Annotated in this window: 11 protein-coding genes and 2 CRISPR repeat arrays; of the genes, 5 read left to right on the top strand and 6 right to left on the bottom strand. The window is 56.9% G+C overall.

Translation table 11 applies throughout. The annotated features are described in order from the left end of the window. Positions 1-111: 111 nt before the first annotated feature. A complete protein-coding gene (locus CPA59_RS18590) occupies positions 112-1,113 on the bottom strand; it encodes a quinone oxidoreductase (RefSeq protein ID WP_107760348.1) in 1,002 nt (333 codons plus the stop codon). 121 nt (positions 1,114-1,234) lie between these two features. On the opposite strand from CPA59_RS18590, the gene dnaB reads away from it, so the two are divergent. Then, on the top strand, positions 1,235-2,638 hold the full coding sequence (dnaB, locus tag CPA59_RS18595; RefSeq protein WP_049855552.1) for a replicative DNA helicase: 1,404 nt from the start codon (positions 1,235-1,237) through the stop codon (positions 2,636-2,638). 88 nt (positions 2,639-2,726) lie between these two features. Further along, positions 2,727-3,803, top strand: a complete 1,077-nt coding sequence (gene alr / locus CPA59_RS18605) for an alanine racemase (protein ID WP_107760352.1) — start codon at positions 2,727-2,729, stop codon at positions 3,801-3,803. Positions 3,804-3,936: 133 nt separating this feature from the next. On the opposite strand, the gene CPA59_RS18610 is transcribed toward alr, so the two are convergent. From CPA59_RS18610 to CPA59_RS18620, 3 genes are all read right to left on the bottom strand, one after another. After that, positions 3,937-4,185, bottom strand: a complete 249-nt coding sequence (locus tag CPA59_RS18610; RefSeq protein ID WP_038920143.1) for a DUF1471 domain-containing protein — start codon at positions 4,183-4,185, stop codon at positions 3,937-3,939. Positions 4,186-4,428: 243 nt separating this feature from the next. Next, a complete protein-coding gene (locus CPA59_RS18615) occupies positions 4,429-5,196 on the bottom strand; it encodes a transporter substrate-binding domain-containing protein (RefSeq protein ID WP_107760354.1) in 768 nt (255 codons plus the stop codon). Between the two features lie 204 nt (positions 5,197-5,400). Further along, positions 5,401-6,088: a CRISPR direct-repeat array (repeat unit 28 nt; unit sequence GTTCACTGCCGTGTAGGCAGCTTAGAAA). A gap of 97 nt (positions 6,089-6,185) precedes the next feature. Next, positions 6,186-7,559: an amino acid permease gene (locus tag CPA59_RS18620; RefSeq protein WP_107760356.1), complete on the bottom strand. Its 1,374-nt coding sequence runs from the start codon at positions 7,557-7,559 to the stop codon at positions 6,186-6,188. 382 nt (positions 7,560-7,941) lie between these two features. Here CPA59_RS18620 and CPA59_RS18625 point away from each other — a divergent pair, with 382 nt between their 5' ends. From CPA59_RS18625 to CPA59_RS18635, 3 genes are all read left to right on the top strand, one after another. Then, positions 7,942-8,418 carry an Lrp/AsnC family transcriptional regulator gene (locus CPA59_RS18625; protein WP_033112060.1) on the top strand — a complete coding sequence of 159 codons (477 nt, stop codon included), beginning with the start codon at positions 7,942-7,944 and terminating at the stop codon, positions 8,416-8,418. 251 nt (positions 8,419-8,669) lie between these two features. Next, the gene (locus CPA59_RS18630) at positions 8,670-9,284 is read left to right on the top strand and encodes a YitT family protein (protein ID WP_038920146.1); all 615 of its coding nucleotides are present in this window, start codon (positions 8,670-8,672) and stop codon (positions 9,282-9,284) included. Between the two features lie 41 nt (positions 9,285-9,325). Continuing rightward, complete coding sequence (locus CPA59_RS18635; RefSeq protein ID WP_107760358.1) at positions 9,326-10,519, top strand: amino acid aminotransferase; 1,194 nt, start codon at positions 9,326-9,328, stop codon at positions 10,517-10,519. A gap of 398 nt (positions 10,520-10,917) precedes the next feature. Continuing rightward, positions 10,918-11,785: a CRISPR direct-repeat array (repeat unit 28 nt; unit sequence TTTCTAAGCTGCCTACACGGCAGTGAAC). 129 nt (positions 11,786-11,914) lie between these two features. On the opposite strand, the gene cas6f is transcribed toward CPA59_RS18635, so the two are convergent. Both cas6f and csy3 read right to left on the bottom strand, forming a co-directional pair. Next, complete coding sequence (cas6f, locus tag CPA59_RS18640) at positions 11,915-12,469, bottom strand: type I-F CRISPR-associated endoribonuclease Cas6/Csy4 (protein ID WP_107760360.1); 555 nt, start codon at positions 12,467-12,469, stop codon at positions 11,915-11,917. Positions 12,470-12,475: 6 nt separating this feature from the next. Further along, the gene (csy3, locus tag CPA59_RS18645; RefSeq protein ID WP_107760362.1) at positions 12,476-13,492 is read right to left on the bottom strand and encodes a type I-F CRISPR-associated protein Csy3; all 1,017 of its coding nucleotides are present in this window, start codon (positions 13,490-13,492) and stop codon (positions 12,476-12,478) included.

Genomic DNA, 13,492 nt, shown 5'->3' on the forward strand with positions numbered 1-13,492 from the left:
TTTGTTAATAAGTAATACACCGGCAAGGGGAAGTGAGAAGGTGTGGCGGGTGCGCCTTTCCCTGTGTTTTAGCACGGGGAAAGGCGCCTGTTCCGACCGTTCTCAGGTTACTTAACCATGAGAGACGGAACCGGGAATCAACAGGCATGACCCCTGAGTACTGCAGCTTTCCAGCGCGCGGTGGGCGGACCGGGCGTCTTCCAGCGCGAACTTCTGGCTGTCCGGCACGTCCACCTTGATGGCACCGCTGGCGATCAGCGTGAACAGTTCACGGCTGGCCTGCTCCAGTTCCTGACGATTGGTGATGTAGCTGAACAGCGACGGCCGGGTAACGTACAGCGACCCTTTCTGGTTAAGAATGCCGAGATTCACCCCGGTGACCGGGCCGGACGCGTTGCCGAAACTGACCATCAGCCCGCGACGCTTCAGGCAGTTGAGCGAGGCTTCCCAGGTGTCTTTACCCACCGAGTCATACACGACCGAGACTTTTTCTTCATGGGTCAGTTCCAGCACCCGATGAACGATATCTTCCTTGCGGTAGTTAATGGTAGCCCAGGCGCCGGCCTGTTTTGCCAGTTCCGCCTTGTGGTCGGAACCGACGGTGCCGATCAGTTTCGCCCCCAGCGCCTTCGCCCACTGGCAGGCAATCAACCCAACGCCGCCGGCGGCCGCATGGAACAAAAATACTTCGCCCGGTTTCACGTCATAGGTCTGGCGCAGCAGGTAATACACCGTCAGCCCTTTCAGGAATGAGGCCGCCGCCTGCTCAAAGCTGATGTCATCCGGCAGCAGCGCTACCTTGTCCGCCGGAACATTATGCCGTTCGCTGTAAGCGCCCAGCGCCGCCTGGGCATACACCACGCGGTCGCCCACCTTGAGATGTTTTACGTTAGCCCCGGCTTTCACCACCACGCCAGCCGCTTCGGTGCCCAGACCGGAGGGAAACGACGGCGGCGAATACAGCCCGGAACGAAAATAGGTATCGATAAAGTTAATGCCGATGGCGCGGTTTTCCACCTGAACGTCGTTAAGACCCGGCTCGCGCGGCGTGTAATCCACATATTCCAGCACCCCCGGCCCGCCGTGGTCGCTGAACTGAATACGTTTTGCCATGATGATCTCCTCGCTCTATCGTGTGTGCCCGGTGATGTCATCGGACATATGTCATTCCTGAGTTTAGGATATACAATGCTCCCACCCCTAAAGGTAAATCAACCAGTAAAGAACGCGTTTCATGGCAGAAAAAAAACCAACTAAACCGGCAGAATCCCGCGACCGTCAGGTAGAAGGGCTAAAACTCCCGCCCCATTCCATCGAAGCGGAACAGTCGGTGCTAGGGGGGTTGATGCTCGACAATGAGCGTTGGGACAACGTCGCCGAGCGCGTCTCCGCCAACGACTTTTTCAACCGCGCCCACCGGCTGATCTTTAACGAAATGCAGCGCCTGCTGGAAATGAGCAAGCCCATTGACCTGATTACCCTGTCGGAGTCGCTGGAGCAAAAAGGCGAGCTGGAGTCCGCCGGTGGTTTCGCCTACCTGGCGGAACTGGCGAAAAACACCCCCAGCGCCGCCAATATCGGCGCGTATGCCGACATCGTGCGCGAACGCGCGGTAGTGCGTGAAATGATCGCCGTCGCCAACGAGATCGCCGACGCCGGTTACGATCCGCAAGGCCGCAGCAGCGAAGACCTGCTGGATCTGGCCGAATCCCGCGTGTTTCAGATAGCGGAAAACCGCGCCAGCAAGGATGAAGGGCCGAAAAGCATCGACCGCATTCTGGAAGACACCGTCTCGCGCATCGAACAGCTTTACCAGCGCCCGCACGACGGCGTGACCGGCGTTTCCAGCGGCTATCAGGATCTGGACAAGAAAACCGCCGGCCTGCAAAAGTCGGACCTGATTATCGTGGCGGCGCGCCCCTCAATGGGGAAAACCACCTTCGCCATGAACCTGTGCGAAAACGCCGCCATGACGCAGGAAAAGCCGGTGCTGATCTTCAGTCTGGAAATGCCCGGCGAGCAGATCATGATGCGTATGCTGGCGTCGCTGTCGCGCGTGGACCAGACCCGTATCCGTACCGGTCAGCTCGACGACGAGGACTGGGCGCGCATCTCCAGCACCATGGGGCTGTTGCTGGAAAAGCGCAACATGTACATCGACGACTCCTCCGGCCTGACGCCGACCGAAGTGCGTTCCCGCGCCCGCCGGGTATTCCGCGAGCACGACGGCCTGAGTCTGATCATGATCGACTACCTGCAGTTGATGCGGGTGCCGTCGCTGTCCGATAACCGAACGCTGGAAATCGCCGAAATTTCCCGATCGCTCAAAGCGTTGGCAAAAGAATTGCAAGTGCCGGTCATCGCGCTGTCGCAGCTCAACCGTAGTCTGGAACAGCGCGCCGATAAACGTCCGGTCAACTCCGACCTGCGTGAATCCGGCTCCATCGAACAGGACGCCGACCTGATCATGTTTATCTACCGTGACGAGGTGTATCACGAAAACAGCGATCTGAAAGGCATCGCTGAAATCATTATAGGGAAGCAGCGTAACGGGCCGATCGGCACCGTTCGCCTGACCTTTAACGGGCAGTGGTCGCGTTTCGATAATTACGCCGGGCCACAGTATGACGATGAATAACCACATGACGATGAATAACCGTCGATGAATGAATAACCGTCGATAATGAATAACCGTCAATGACGAATAAACGCACTAAGGACTCAGAATGAAAACGGCAACCGCCGTCATTGATCGTCAGGCTTTGCGCCACAATCTGCAATGTATCCGGCAGATGGCCCCGCAAAGCCGGCTGATCGCCATAGTCAAAGCCAACGCCTACGGACACGGCGCCGTGGAAGCCGCCCGCGCCTTTTCCGACGCCGACGGTTACGGCGTTTCCCGCCTCAGCGAAGCGCTGGCGTTACGCGCCGCCGGCATCACCAAACCCATCCTGCTGCTGGAAGGTTTTTTTGCCGCTGATGAGCTGCCGTTGCTGGCCGAACACCAGTTGGAAACCGCCGTGCACTGCGAAGAACAGCTGGCGGCGCTGGAGCAGGCGCGCCTGCCGCACCCGTTGATGGTGTGGATGAAGCTCGATACCGGCATGCACCGCCTCGGCGTGCTGCCGGAACAGGCCGAAGCCTTTTACGCCCGGTTGAGCGCCTGCTCCAGCGTGGTGCAACCGGTGAACATCATGAGTCACTTTTGCCGCGCCGATGAACCGGAAGCGGGCACCACTCAGCGTCAGCTCGACTGCTTCGACGCCTTTGTGCAAGACAAACCGGGCCGCCAGTCCATCGCCGCCTCCGGCGGTATTCTGTTGTGGCCGCAGGCTCACCGCGACCAGATCCGCCCCGGCATTATCCAGTACGGCGTCTCGCCGCTGGCGCAGGGCGACGCCAGCCAGTGGCAGCTCAAACCGGCAATGACTCTGACTTCGCACCTGATTGCGGTGCGCGAGCACCACGTAAACGAGCCGGTCGGTTACGGCAGCACCTGGAGCAGCCCGCGCGATACCCGGCTGGGCGTGGTGGCGATTGGCTACGGCGACGGCTATCCGCGCGACGCCAAAAGCGGCACGCCGGTGTGGATCAACGGCCGTGAAGTGCCGCTGTCCGGCCGGGTTTCAATGGATATGATTACCGTCGATCTGGGACCGGACGCGCAGGACAAGGTCGGCGATGAAGTGATTTTGTGGGGCGGTCCGTTGCCGGTGGAAAAAATCGCCGCCTGCACCGGCATCAGCGCTTATGAACTGATTACCCGCCTGACCAGCCGCACCCGGCTGGAGTACATCGGCTAGCCCCGGTTCGTTGTTCAATACCGAGCATGCCATACGCAAAAAGCCCGAACCTCGGATTATCCGGGGTTCGGGCTTTCTCGCTCACCGTTAGAGAAATCAGTGATTAATCAATCAGCGATTAATAAACCGGCGATTAGTTGTACAGTTCGGCAACACCGCGCAGTTGTTCATCGCCGGTAGCGGTGATGATGCGGAAAGATTTGGCGCCGGCGGCATCGGCTTTGGCGGACAGCTGAGCCTGCAAATCATCCAGAGTACGGGCAGTGGCGGAAACGGTGCCCAGGTCGCGGCTCTGTACCGATTGCACTTCGGTGGCGGCCATCGAACCGAAAGAAAGAGTAGCCAGAGCGGCAGCAGCAACAACAGTTTTGATCGATTTCATGGTAAGCCTCTTCACGTTAATCAGGTTGGGAAGGCTTGACTGCCTTCGATGTGAAGCAGGATAGCGCTGTTAGCAGGCTGTTAAAATCGGGTTAATTTGCTGTCATTTATCAAAAAAATTGAATAAAAAAAGCACCAAAAGATAAGCAAAAGCTATCTCATGGTGCGCAATAGCGGGATATTATCCCGCTACATACTCTTCAATATATTGCCTTACGTTGATTTACATAACAATAGCCAACTTTTATTCCGCTTTACCCAACCATTCAGAAATTATCTTCTGGTATTCCCCGGTCGCTTTCGTCAGATGTAGCCATTGATCCACGTATAACTTCCAGCTCATGTCGTCGCGCGGCAGCATATAGGCTTTCTCGCCATACTGCATCGGCGAGGACGGATTGATCGCGCACAGTTGCGGGTAGCGTTTCTGCTGGTACAAGGCTTCCGAGGCATCGGTAATCATGACGTCCGCCTGCTTGTCCACCAGTTGCTGGAAGATGGTCACGTTGTCATGAAACATCAGGTTGGCCTGCGGCAAATGAGCATGAACGAACGCCTCGTTGGTGCCGCCTGCCGGTTCAATTACCCGCACCGACGGCTGATTAATCTGCGCCACCGTCTGATACTTGCTCTTGTCGTCGCAACGCACCAGCGGGATCTTGCCGTCCACGTCCAGCATGCTGGAGAAAAACGCCTTTTTCTGACGCTCCAGCGTCACGGAAATCCCACCCATAGCAATATCGCACTTGCCGGACTGAAAATCCGGCATCAGGGTTTTCCAGCTGGTTTTTATCCACTCCACTCTCACGCCCAGGCTTTTAGCCAGCGATTGCGCCATAGCGATATCGATCCCTTCGTAATCGCCATTGGCGCTCAGCGACGTGTACGGCTTATAGTCGCCGGTGGTGCACACCTTCAGCACCCCTTGTTCCTGCACCTGATCGAGATGAGACGCGGCGCCGGCGCTGCCGGCCAACCCCAGTAACAGAATGAATGAAAACCGTTTTTTCATGATAGTTCCTTGCAAGTCACGCCTGTCTGGCAAAAGCGTCACTGTAGCACGCCGCTTCCTCGCCCACCGATTTTGACCCTTTTTTTCGCCCGTTTATAACTATCTGATTTTTAACGATGATAACGATCGGCTTTAAAAAAGGGTTTTCAGACAAAAATCCTCGTTTCTCTTTTAAAATCAGCCCACCAGCGATAAATTGCTACGGTTCACTGCCGTGTAGGCAGCTTAGAAATGCTCAATAGAGCCACCATCGCGCAAGTCACTGTTCACTGCCGTGTAGGCAGCTTAGAAATTTATCGTCCGGCGTGGTACCCTGAGCGCGTAGTTCACTGCCGAGTAGGCAGCTTAGAAAGTGCTTTGCTTCCCACGCCTTAACATCACGATGTTCACTGCCGAGTAGGCAGCTTAGAAAATGAGCATATCCGCAACGCGGTGCGCGCATGGGTTCACTGCCGAGTAGGCAGCTTAGAAAACAACCTCGGTTTCCGTATGCACCCGGTTGTAGTTCACTGCCGAGTAGGCAGCTTAGAAATTAACGATATTATCAAATGGTCTCGCCTGTACGTTCACTGCCGTGTAGGCAGCTTAGAAAAATCCAAAATTGCTGGATCTCACCATCATCATGTTCACTGCCGTGTAGGCAGCTTAGAAAGGCACCGTGTAAGGCTGGCTTGCTGAGAACAGGTTCACTGCCGTGTAGGCAGCTTAGAAAGTTGCGCGGCACTCCGCAAGAGCGCGCTCAATGTTCACTGCCGTGTAGGCAGCTTAGAAAGATGCAAAAGGCAAGATGCGGCCAATGCAGGAGTTCACTGCCGTGTAGGCAGCTTAGAAATCGGCCAGCTTGGTGAGGTTGCCGAAGTACTTGTTCACTGCCGTGTAGGCAGCTTAGAAAGTGGAAAACGGGGATAACTGCGTGGGCTCCGTATTCACTGCCGTACAGGCAGCAATATCCCGCTGATGCCGTTGCCCCGGCATCAGCGGATTCAGGTTTATTCCGCCACTAGTGCGCGAACCGCCCCTCTTTTCTTTTTGATGGCATAACCGGCGGCCAGCGCCAGCAGCCAGAACGGAATCAGCCACACGGAGATCTGGATGCCCGGCGTCATCGCCATGATCACCAGAATCCCGGCCAGAAATAGCAGGCACAGCACGTTGGTAAGCGGGTAGCCCAGACTTTTGAAGCGGGTTTGCTGTTGCGCGCGCTGCTTGGCCTGACGGAATTTCAGATGGGTGATGCTGATCATCGCCCAGTTGATCACCAGCGCCGACACCACCAGCGCCATCAGCAGTTCAAACGCCTTGCCCGGCATCAGGTAGTTGAGCAGCACGCACAGCGCCGTCGCCAGCGCCGAGACGCCGAGCGACACCAGCGGAATGCCGCGGCGATTGACCGTCAGCAGCGCGCGCGGCGCGTTACCCTGCTGCGCCAACCCAAACAGCATACGGCTGTTGCAGTACACACAACTGTTGTAGACCGACAGTGCGGCGGACAACACCACCAGATTCAGCACGTTCGCCACCAGATTGCTGTCCAGCGCGTGGAAAATCAGCACGAACGGGCTGCCGCCTTCCACCACTTTCTGCCACGGATACAACGACAGCAGCACCGCCAGCGCACCCACATAAAACAGCAGGATGCGGTAAATCACCTGATTGGTGGCGCGCGGAATGCTCTTTTGCGGGTCATCGGCTTCAGCCGCCGTAATCCCCACCAGCTCCAGCCCGCCAAAGGAAAACATGATCACCGCCATCGCCATCACCATGCCGCTGATGCCGTTCGGGAAGAAACCGCCGTGCTGCCACAGGTTGGCGACGTTGGCTTCCGGCCCGCCCTGCCCGCTAAACAGCAGATAGCCGCCGAACACGATCATGCCGATAATCGCCGCCACCTTGATGATGGAGAACCAGAACTCCAGCTCGCCGTAGACCTTGACGTTGCTTAGGTTGATGGCATTGATGGCGACAAAGAACACCGCCGCCGATACCCAGGTCGGCACCGCCGGCCACCAGTACTGGATGTAGATGCCCACCGCGCTCAGTTCCGCCATGCTCACCAGCACATACAGCACCCAGTAATTCCAACCGGACATAAACCCGGCAAAATTACCCCAGTATTGGTTGGCGAAATGGCTGAACGAACCGGCCACCGGCTCCTCCACCACCATCTCACCCAGTTGACGCATAATGAAAAAAGCAATCACGCCGGCGATGGCGTAACCGAGCAGCACCGACGGCCCGGCCATGCGAATCGTCTGTGCGATGCCGAGAAACAACCCGGTGCCGACCGCGCCGCCCAGCGCGATTAGCTGGATATGCCGGTTCTTTAGCCCCCGTTGCAATTGGCTGTCTTGCTGTGTGTCCATCACCCTTCCCCCAGAAAAATGGTTTAATTCATTTGAAGTAATCACTCTCTCACTGCAATTATCCAGCAATTATCAGGCCAACCACGTCATCGCCGACCACGGCGACATGTTTAAGGCGCTTAACAAACTGAATCAATTTAAAAAAAGTTTCACATTCACGCTTTTTGCAACAAAACAGCCATCGCGTTGATTTAGTGTGAAAAACATTCAAAATCTGCATGAAATCACCAGGCAGCCTGGCCGGCATACACTAAAATGAACCAGGATGGTGCAGCCGGTCAGACGGAAAAACGCGCTGGCGGCATAAGATGGCAAACAACAAACTTCCGGAAGTAAAAAAAGCTGATAGTCTGTCTTTTTGTGCTTCTGGCAAGGCAGGGCTATGTACAACATTGATGATTTTGATCTGAAGATCCTCACACTGCTGCAGGCGAACGGACGCCTTACCAATCAGGAACTCAGCGATCTGGTTGGGCTGTCTGCCTCACAGTGTTCTCGTCGTCGTATTGCCCTCGAACAGGCGCAACTGATTCTCGGGTATCATGCCCGACTGGCGCCGGATGCGGTCGGGCTGGAAGTGATGGGCCTGATTGAAGTGCGATTAATCAATCACACTCAGGAATGCGTAGACAGCTTTCACCAGATGCTGGGCGAAGTCGACGCCATTATCGACGCCTACAAAACCACCGGCGACGCGGATTACATGCTGAAAGTGGCGGTGGCGGACCTGCACGGCCTGAGCGCGCTGATCAGCCAGATTCTGGCGCGCAACAAAAGCGTGGCGCACCTGAAAACCTCGGTGGTGCTCAACCGCCTGAAAGAGAACGGTCTGATGGCGCCGGCGACCGTGTTGCCCTAAATTGGTGCGGACGCTGCTTCCACACGGTGCAAGATTGCATAACCCTTGCACCAAAAACAAAATAAACACACGACATAACCACAAAAACCACAATGCACGCACAAAACACGCATAATAAATTCATCCTGTGCATTCAATGCCTTACCCCTTCTCCCGTACAGAAAACCTTCAAACGATACCTGCCGTCATAACGACTGGTGCGTTTTTTGCTTGAAAAGACAGGTATTCCTTCTTTTATCAGGCGATATTTCATGGATAACGTCATTACCCCCCAACCGATTTCACATACGCTGCTGGAAGACGTTCTGGCGCTGCTTATCGGCACCCTGATGGTGTCCTTCGGGGTTATTATGCTGCGTCAGGCGGGAGCGCTGACCGGCGGCACCGCCGGGATGGCGTTTCTGTTGCACTACGCCACCCATATCTCGTTCGGCGCCGCGTTCTTCCTGCTTAATCTGCCGTTTTATTACCTCGCCATTCGGCGTATGGGCTGGCAATTCACGATCAAAACCTTCTGCGCGGTAGCGATGGTGTCGCTGTTTTCCGACCTGCACCCGTTATTCATCCATTTTGACCACCTGCAACCGATTTACGCCACGCTGTTTGGCAACCTGATTATGGGGCTGGGGTTCATTGTGCTGTTCCGGCATCGCGCCAGTCTGGGCGGGGTGAATATTCTGGCGCTCTATTTACAGGACAAAAGTGGAATCCGCGCCGGAAAATTCCAGATGGCGGTGGATGTAACCATTGTGCTGACTTCCCTGTTCGTGGTAAGCATACCCATGCTGATCGCGTCTGTGCTGGGTGCGGCGGCGCTGAATCTGATTATCGCCATGAATCATCGACCTGGCCGTTATACCGCCTAGCGAACAGCTTGACCCTTTATATCTCAGGAGAGTTACCGACCGTGTTCCAGAATGTTGACGCCTACGCTGGCGACCCTATCCTGTCCCTGATGGAAAAATTCAAACAAGACCCGCGTACTGACAAAGTAAACCTCAGTATTGGGCTTTATTACGACGGACAGGGCGTCATTCCCCAGTTGCAGGCGGTCAGCGCCGCGGAAACACAGATGCAGGCCGAGCCGCAGCAGGCTTCGGTCTATCTGCCGATGGAAGGGTTGGCCGCCTACCGCAGCGCGGTACAGACGCTGCTGTTCGGCGAACACCACCCGGCGCTCACCGCGCAGCGCATCGCCACCATCCAGACGCTGGGCGGTTCCGGCGCGCTGAAAGTGGGCGCAGATTTCCTCAAATGCTATTTTCCGGATTCCGAAGTCTGGGTCAGCGACCCGACCTGGGAAAACCACATCGCCATTTTCTCCGGCGCGGGCTTTACGGTGCACACCTACCCGTACTTTGACGCCGACACGCTGGGCGTCAACGTGGAAGGCATGATCAACGCCCTAAAACAGTTGCCGCCGCGCAGCATCGTGCTGCTGCATCCGTGCTGCCACAACCCGACCGGCTCAGACCTGACCCACGCCGAGTGGGACCGCGTCATCGAAGTGCTGATCAAAGGCGAACTGGTGCCGTTCCTTGATATCGCCTATCAGGGTTTTGGCGGCGGCATGGACGACGATGCGTACGCCATCCGCGCCATCGCCAGCGCCGGCCTGCCCGCGCTGGTCAGCAACTCGTTTTCCAAAATCTTCTCGCTGTATGGCGAGCGCGTCGGCGGGTTGTCCGTGGTGTGCGAAGACCAGGACGCCGCCGGCCGCGTACTCGGCCAGTTGAAAGCCACCGTGCGTCGCAACTACTCCAGCCCGCCGAGCTTCGGCGCGCAGGTGGTATCGCGCGTACTGAACGATAGCGCGCTCAACGCCAGCTGGCATGAAGAAGTGGAAGCCATGCGCCTGCGCATTCTGGAAATGCGTCAGACGCTGGTGGATGAACTGAAAAAAGCGCTGCCGAATCGCAACTTCGACTACCTGCTGACCCAGCGCGGCATGTTCAGCTACACCGGCTTTAGCGCCGCACAGGTGGACCGCCTGCGCGAAGAGTTCGGCGTGTACCTTATCGCCAGCGGCCGTATCTGCATCGCCGGTTTAAACCATCACAACGTGCAGCGCGTGGCTGCCGCATTCGCTGCCGTACAGTAAGTTATTCCTTTCACTTTTTTACGCCTTTTCCCCCAGCCGGTAACGGGTGGGGGATTTTTTTATTCCTGTGCAGGAATGGGGCTGTTGGCAAACAGCCAGGGTGTCTTGTTATTGATTAGCGATATATATCAGGTAGGTGAGTGGTTTCGTGCGTGATAAACCGTGTCGCTTCTTTGCCACGGCATCGCACGCACGACAAGGAGAGGTGCAAGCGCCACCTCTCCTTGACCACTGGCTTGATGGCTAAACTACGCCGCTGACGCGGTGCCTTCGGCGTTCGCCTTCGCTGTTCGGGCCGCCTGTGACGTGCTCCCAGCACGGCACAGGCTTTCGCCGCGTCCGTGCGGCTCACCCGGCGAAGTCGCCCACCTCAGCGTAGTTTTAACGCCAGCAAACCCGTCAATCTCTGCCTGTGCGGCAGTGAACTTCACGAGCTGGAAGCAATGGAAGACCTGAGCTTTCTAAGCTGCCTATACGGCAGTGAACCGGGGTCACAAGGGCATGGTGTTATCGACACTTTTCTAAGCTGCCTATACGGCAGTGAACTCCGGCAGCGCCGCACCGACCACGCCGGCGGCTTTCTAAGCTGCCTATACGGCAGTGAACCATAGCGAATTGCATCGTGATGTTAAGGCGTGTTTCTAAGCTGCCTACACGGCAGTGAACATGACGCCCCGTTGTTTTCATCTGTTGGAGTTTTTCTAAGCTGCCTACACGGCAGTGAACGTGGTTGTCGCGCTGCTGGATGCGGTTTCAACTTTCTAAGCTGCCTACACGGCAGTGAACTGGAACGTGATATCGCGCTTCGCTTCGTTGTCTTTCTAAGCTGCCTACACGGCAGTGAACAACTGGAGCGCGGATAGGTCACCAGCCTTGGCTTTCTAAGCTGCCTACACGGCAGTGAACATGCACTGTTCGCCGTCCAATTCACATTCGCATTTCTAAGCTGCCTACACGGCAGTGAACATAAATCGGGAGCACGGCATTTATGCTGACAATTTCTAAGCTGCCTACACGGCAGTGAACATTTCCGCGACCATGGCCATAAACTAGGAGGTTTTCTAAGCTGCCTACACGGCAGTGAACCAGCCCTTTCGGCCACACGCCAAATTTCTTGCTTTCTAAGCTGCCTACACGGCAGTGAACATCAGCACATCGTCCTGCCGCTGACCATCGGCTTTCTAAGCTGCCTACACGGCAGTGAACGTGACCTGATTACCGGTGCAGTAGGCGGCCTGTTTCTAAGCTGCCTACACGGCAGTGAACTGTAGCGAACTCGTGCTTATCACCTGATTGTTAAAGAAAAAACGCTATTTTGACGAAAAAACCCTTTTTTCTGGCGGCCAGATTGTGGTATTAAAAATCAATACGTTAGAACTGGCCGCAAAAAAAGGGTCAAAACCACGGGATGGTGGCGGCGGCGCTTAACCCGTAGCTGGAGAACGCCCCGGCGACCGGTTTATCCTGCAACGGGCCGTGCTCGACAAACAGTAAAAACGTTTGCCCATTGGAGAGACTGCGCAGCGGCAGGTACGGCAGCGAGGTGCGTTTTTCTACCGCATAGGGAATGCGGGCAGCGGCTTCATCCTCCGTCATCCGGCCTTTATTCACCGCGCGGCGGCGCAACCGTTCGGCGCTGCTTTTCACCTGCACCCGGCGCACGGTGCGGTGCTTCGCCCCCGCCGGCACCGGCAGCGGTTCGGTGATGGCGGTATAGTCGCGCAGCCCTTTCAGCCAGCCGGTCTGCTCCAGCGCCGCCAGCTCCTGCACGCTGCCGTGCAGCCGTAGCCGTTCCCCCAGCGTTTTGCCCGCATCCGGAAAGCTCACCCCGATGGCGCCCGTCGCCCGCGGCCCCAGCGCCCGGTGCAGCTTGGCGAACAGCGCGCTCAGCAACTGCACGCCGCTGAACTCCGGGTCGGGCAACACCCGAATCTCGATATAGTGGTCCATAGCGCGTTACTCGCCTTTCTCGCCGAACACCCCGCCGCGAATCAGCGTGGCGATCACGTAATGCTGCTGCGCCACCGCCGGCACGTTGCCCTTGATTACCCAGTTATCCAGCAGCGTGTAGAAATCCATTTTATCTTTCGGCTGACGGTAGGCGCGGCCGCGGCTGGTCACCGAGCCATAGGGTTCGACCGCGATCGGTCCGGTTTCCGCCGCTTCCGGGTGCCAGTCATCGACGGTGCGCAGCGCGTTGCCGATTTTCTGTGAATGGATCGCCGCCACGTCGTTGACCTGATACAGAATCTTGCTCTTGCCGCTGCGCGCCCGCTCATCCAGCACCAGTTCCTGCGACGGGAACACTTCCTGCCCGTTGCCCAGCTTCACCTGCGCTTCCACGCGGAAGAACGCTGAATCACTCCCCGCCAGCGCCTGCTCAATGGCGTGCGCTAACTCGGCCAGCGCGCCAGACGGTTGGCTAAACTGGCGCAGCGAGTAATCTTCGCCGTTGAATTCCCAGCGCTTATCGTCGTGCGGTTGCGTCACCACCACCTGCACCGCTTCTGCGCCGATACGGTTGCGCCACAGGAAACGGCCGCTGGCGATGTTCTCGGCGTAACGCGCCGCCAGCACGCCAAAGCCCTGCTCGCGGGCGTAGCCGTTAATCAGTTCGGTCAGCGCCTGCTGATAATCCTGATCGTTACACACCGACGGCAGCGCCAGATTGCCCAGCACCCGCAGTGTGAAGACCACTTTCAGCGTGTCGGCATCAAACGGCAGCGCCGCCACATCCACCGTTTGCAGGTTGGCTTTCTGAATTTCGGCATCCAGTTTAGCCGGGTCACTGCTAATGGCATTTTTCAACCGGTTGGAGATGGTGCCGCGCACCGATTTTTCCTGAATCACTACCGGCGTCCACTGGTCCTGCTGCCAGTTGCCCGCCAGCATCAACGCATCGGAATTCGCCAGTTTGCGCTCAAACGCCAGTACCGATGCTGTCGTCAAGGTGCCGTTTGTTGCTTTTGCCAT

Source organism: Dickeya sp. Secpp 1600, assembly GCF_003049805.1.
Lineage (GTDB): Bacteria > Pseudomonadota > Gammaproteobacteria > Enterobacterales > Enterobacteriaceae > Dickeya > Dickeya fangzhongdai.

Bases quoted from the DNA above. Each gene is read 5' to 3' on its own strand.
- CPA59_RS18610 (WP_038920143.1), bottom strand. From the start codon at position 4,185: ATGAAATCGATCAAAACTGTTGTTGCTGCTGCCGCTCTGGCTACTCTT.
- CPA59_RS18590 (WP_107760348.1), bottom strand. From the start codon at position 1,113: ATGGCAAAACGTATTCAGTTCAGCGACCACGGCGGGCCGGGGGTGCTG.
- CPA59_RS18615 (WP_107760354.1), bottom strand. From the start codon at position 5,196: ATGAAAAAACGGTTTTCATTCATTCTGTTACTGGGGTTGGCCGGCAGC.
- dnaB (WP_049855552.1), top strand. From the start codon at position 1,235: ATGGCAGAAAAAAAACCAACTAAACCGGCAGAATCCCGCGACCGTCAG.
- CPA59_RS18625 (WP_033112060.1), top strand. From the start codon at position 7,942: ATGTACAACATTGATGATTTTGATCTGAAGATCCTCACACTGCTGCAG.
- CPA59_RS18630 (WP_038920146.1), top strand. From the start codon at position 8,670: ATGGATAACGTCATTACCCCCCAACCGATTTCACATACGCTGCTGGAA.
- cas6f (WP_107760360.1), bottom strand. From the start codon at position 12,469: ATGGACCACTATATCGAGATTCGGGTGTTGCCCGACCCGGAGTTCAGC.
- csy3 (WP_107760362.1), bottom strand. From the start codon at position 13,492: ATGGCAAAAGCAACAAACGGCACCTTGACGACAGCATCGGTACTGGCG.
- CPA59_RS18620 (WP_107760356.1), bottom strand. From the start codon at position 7,559: ATGGACACACAGCAAGACAGCCAATTGCAACGGGGGCTAAAGAACCGG.
- alr (WP_107760352.1), top strand. From the start codon at position 2,727: ATGAAAACGGCAACCGCCGTCATTGATCGTCAGGCTTTGCGCCACAAT.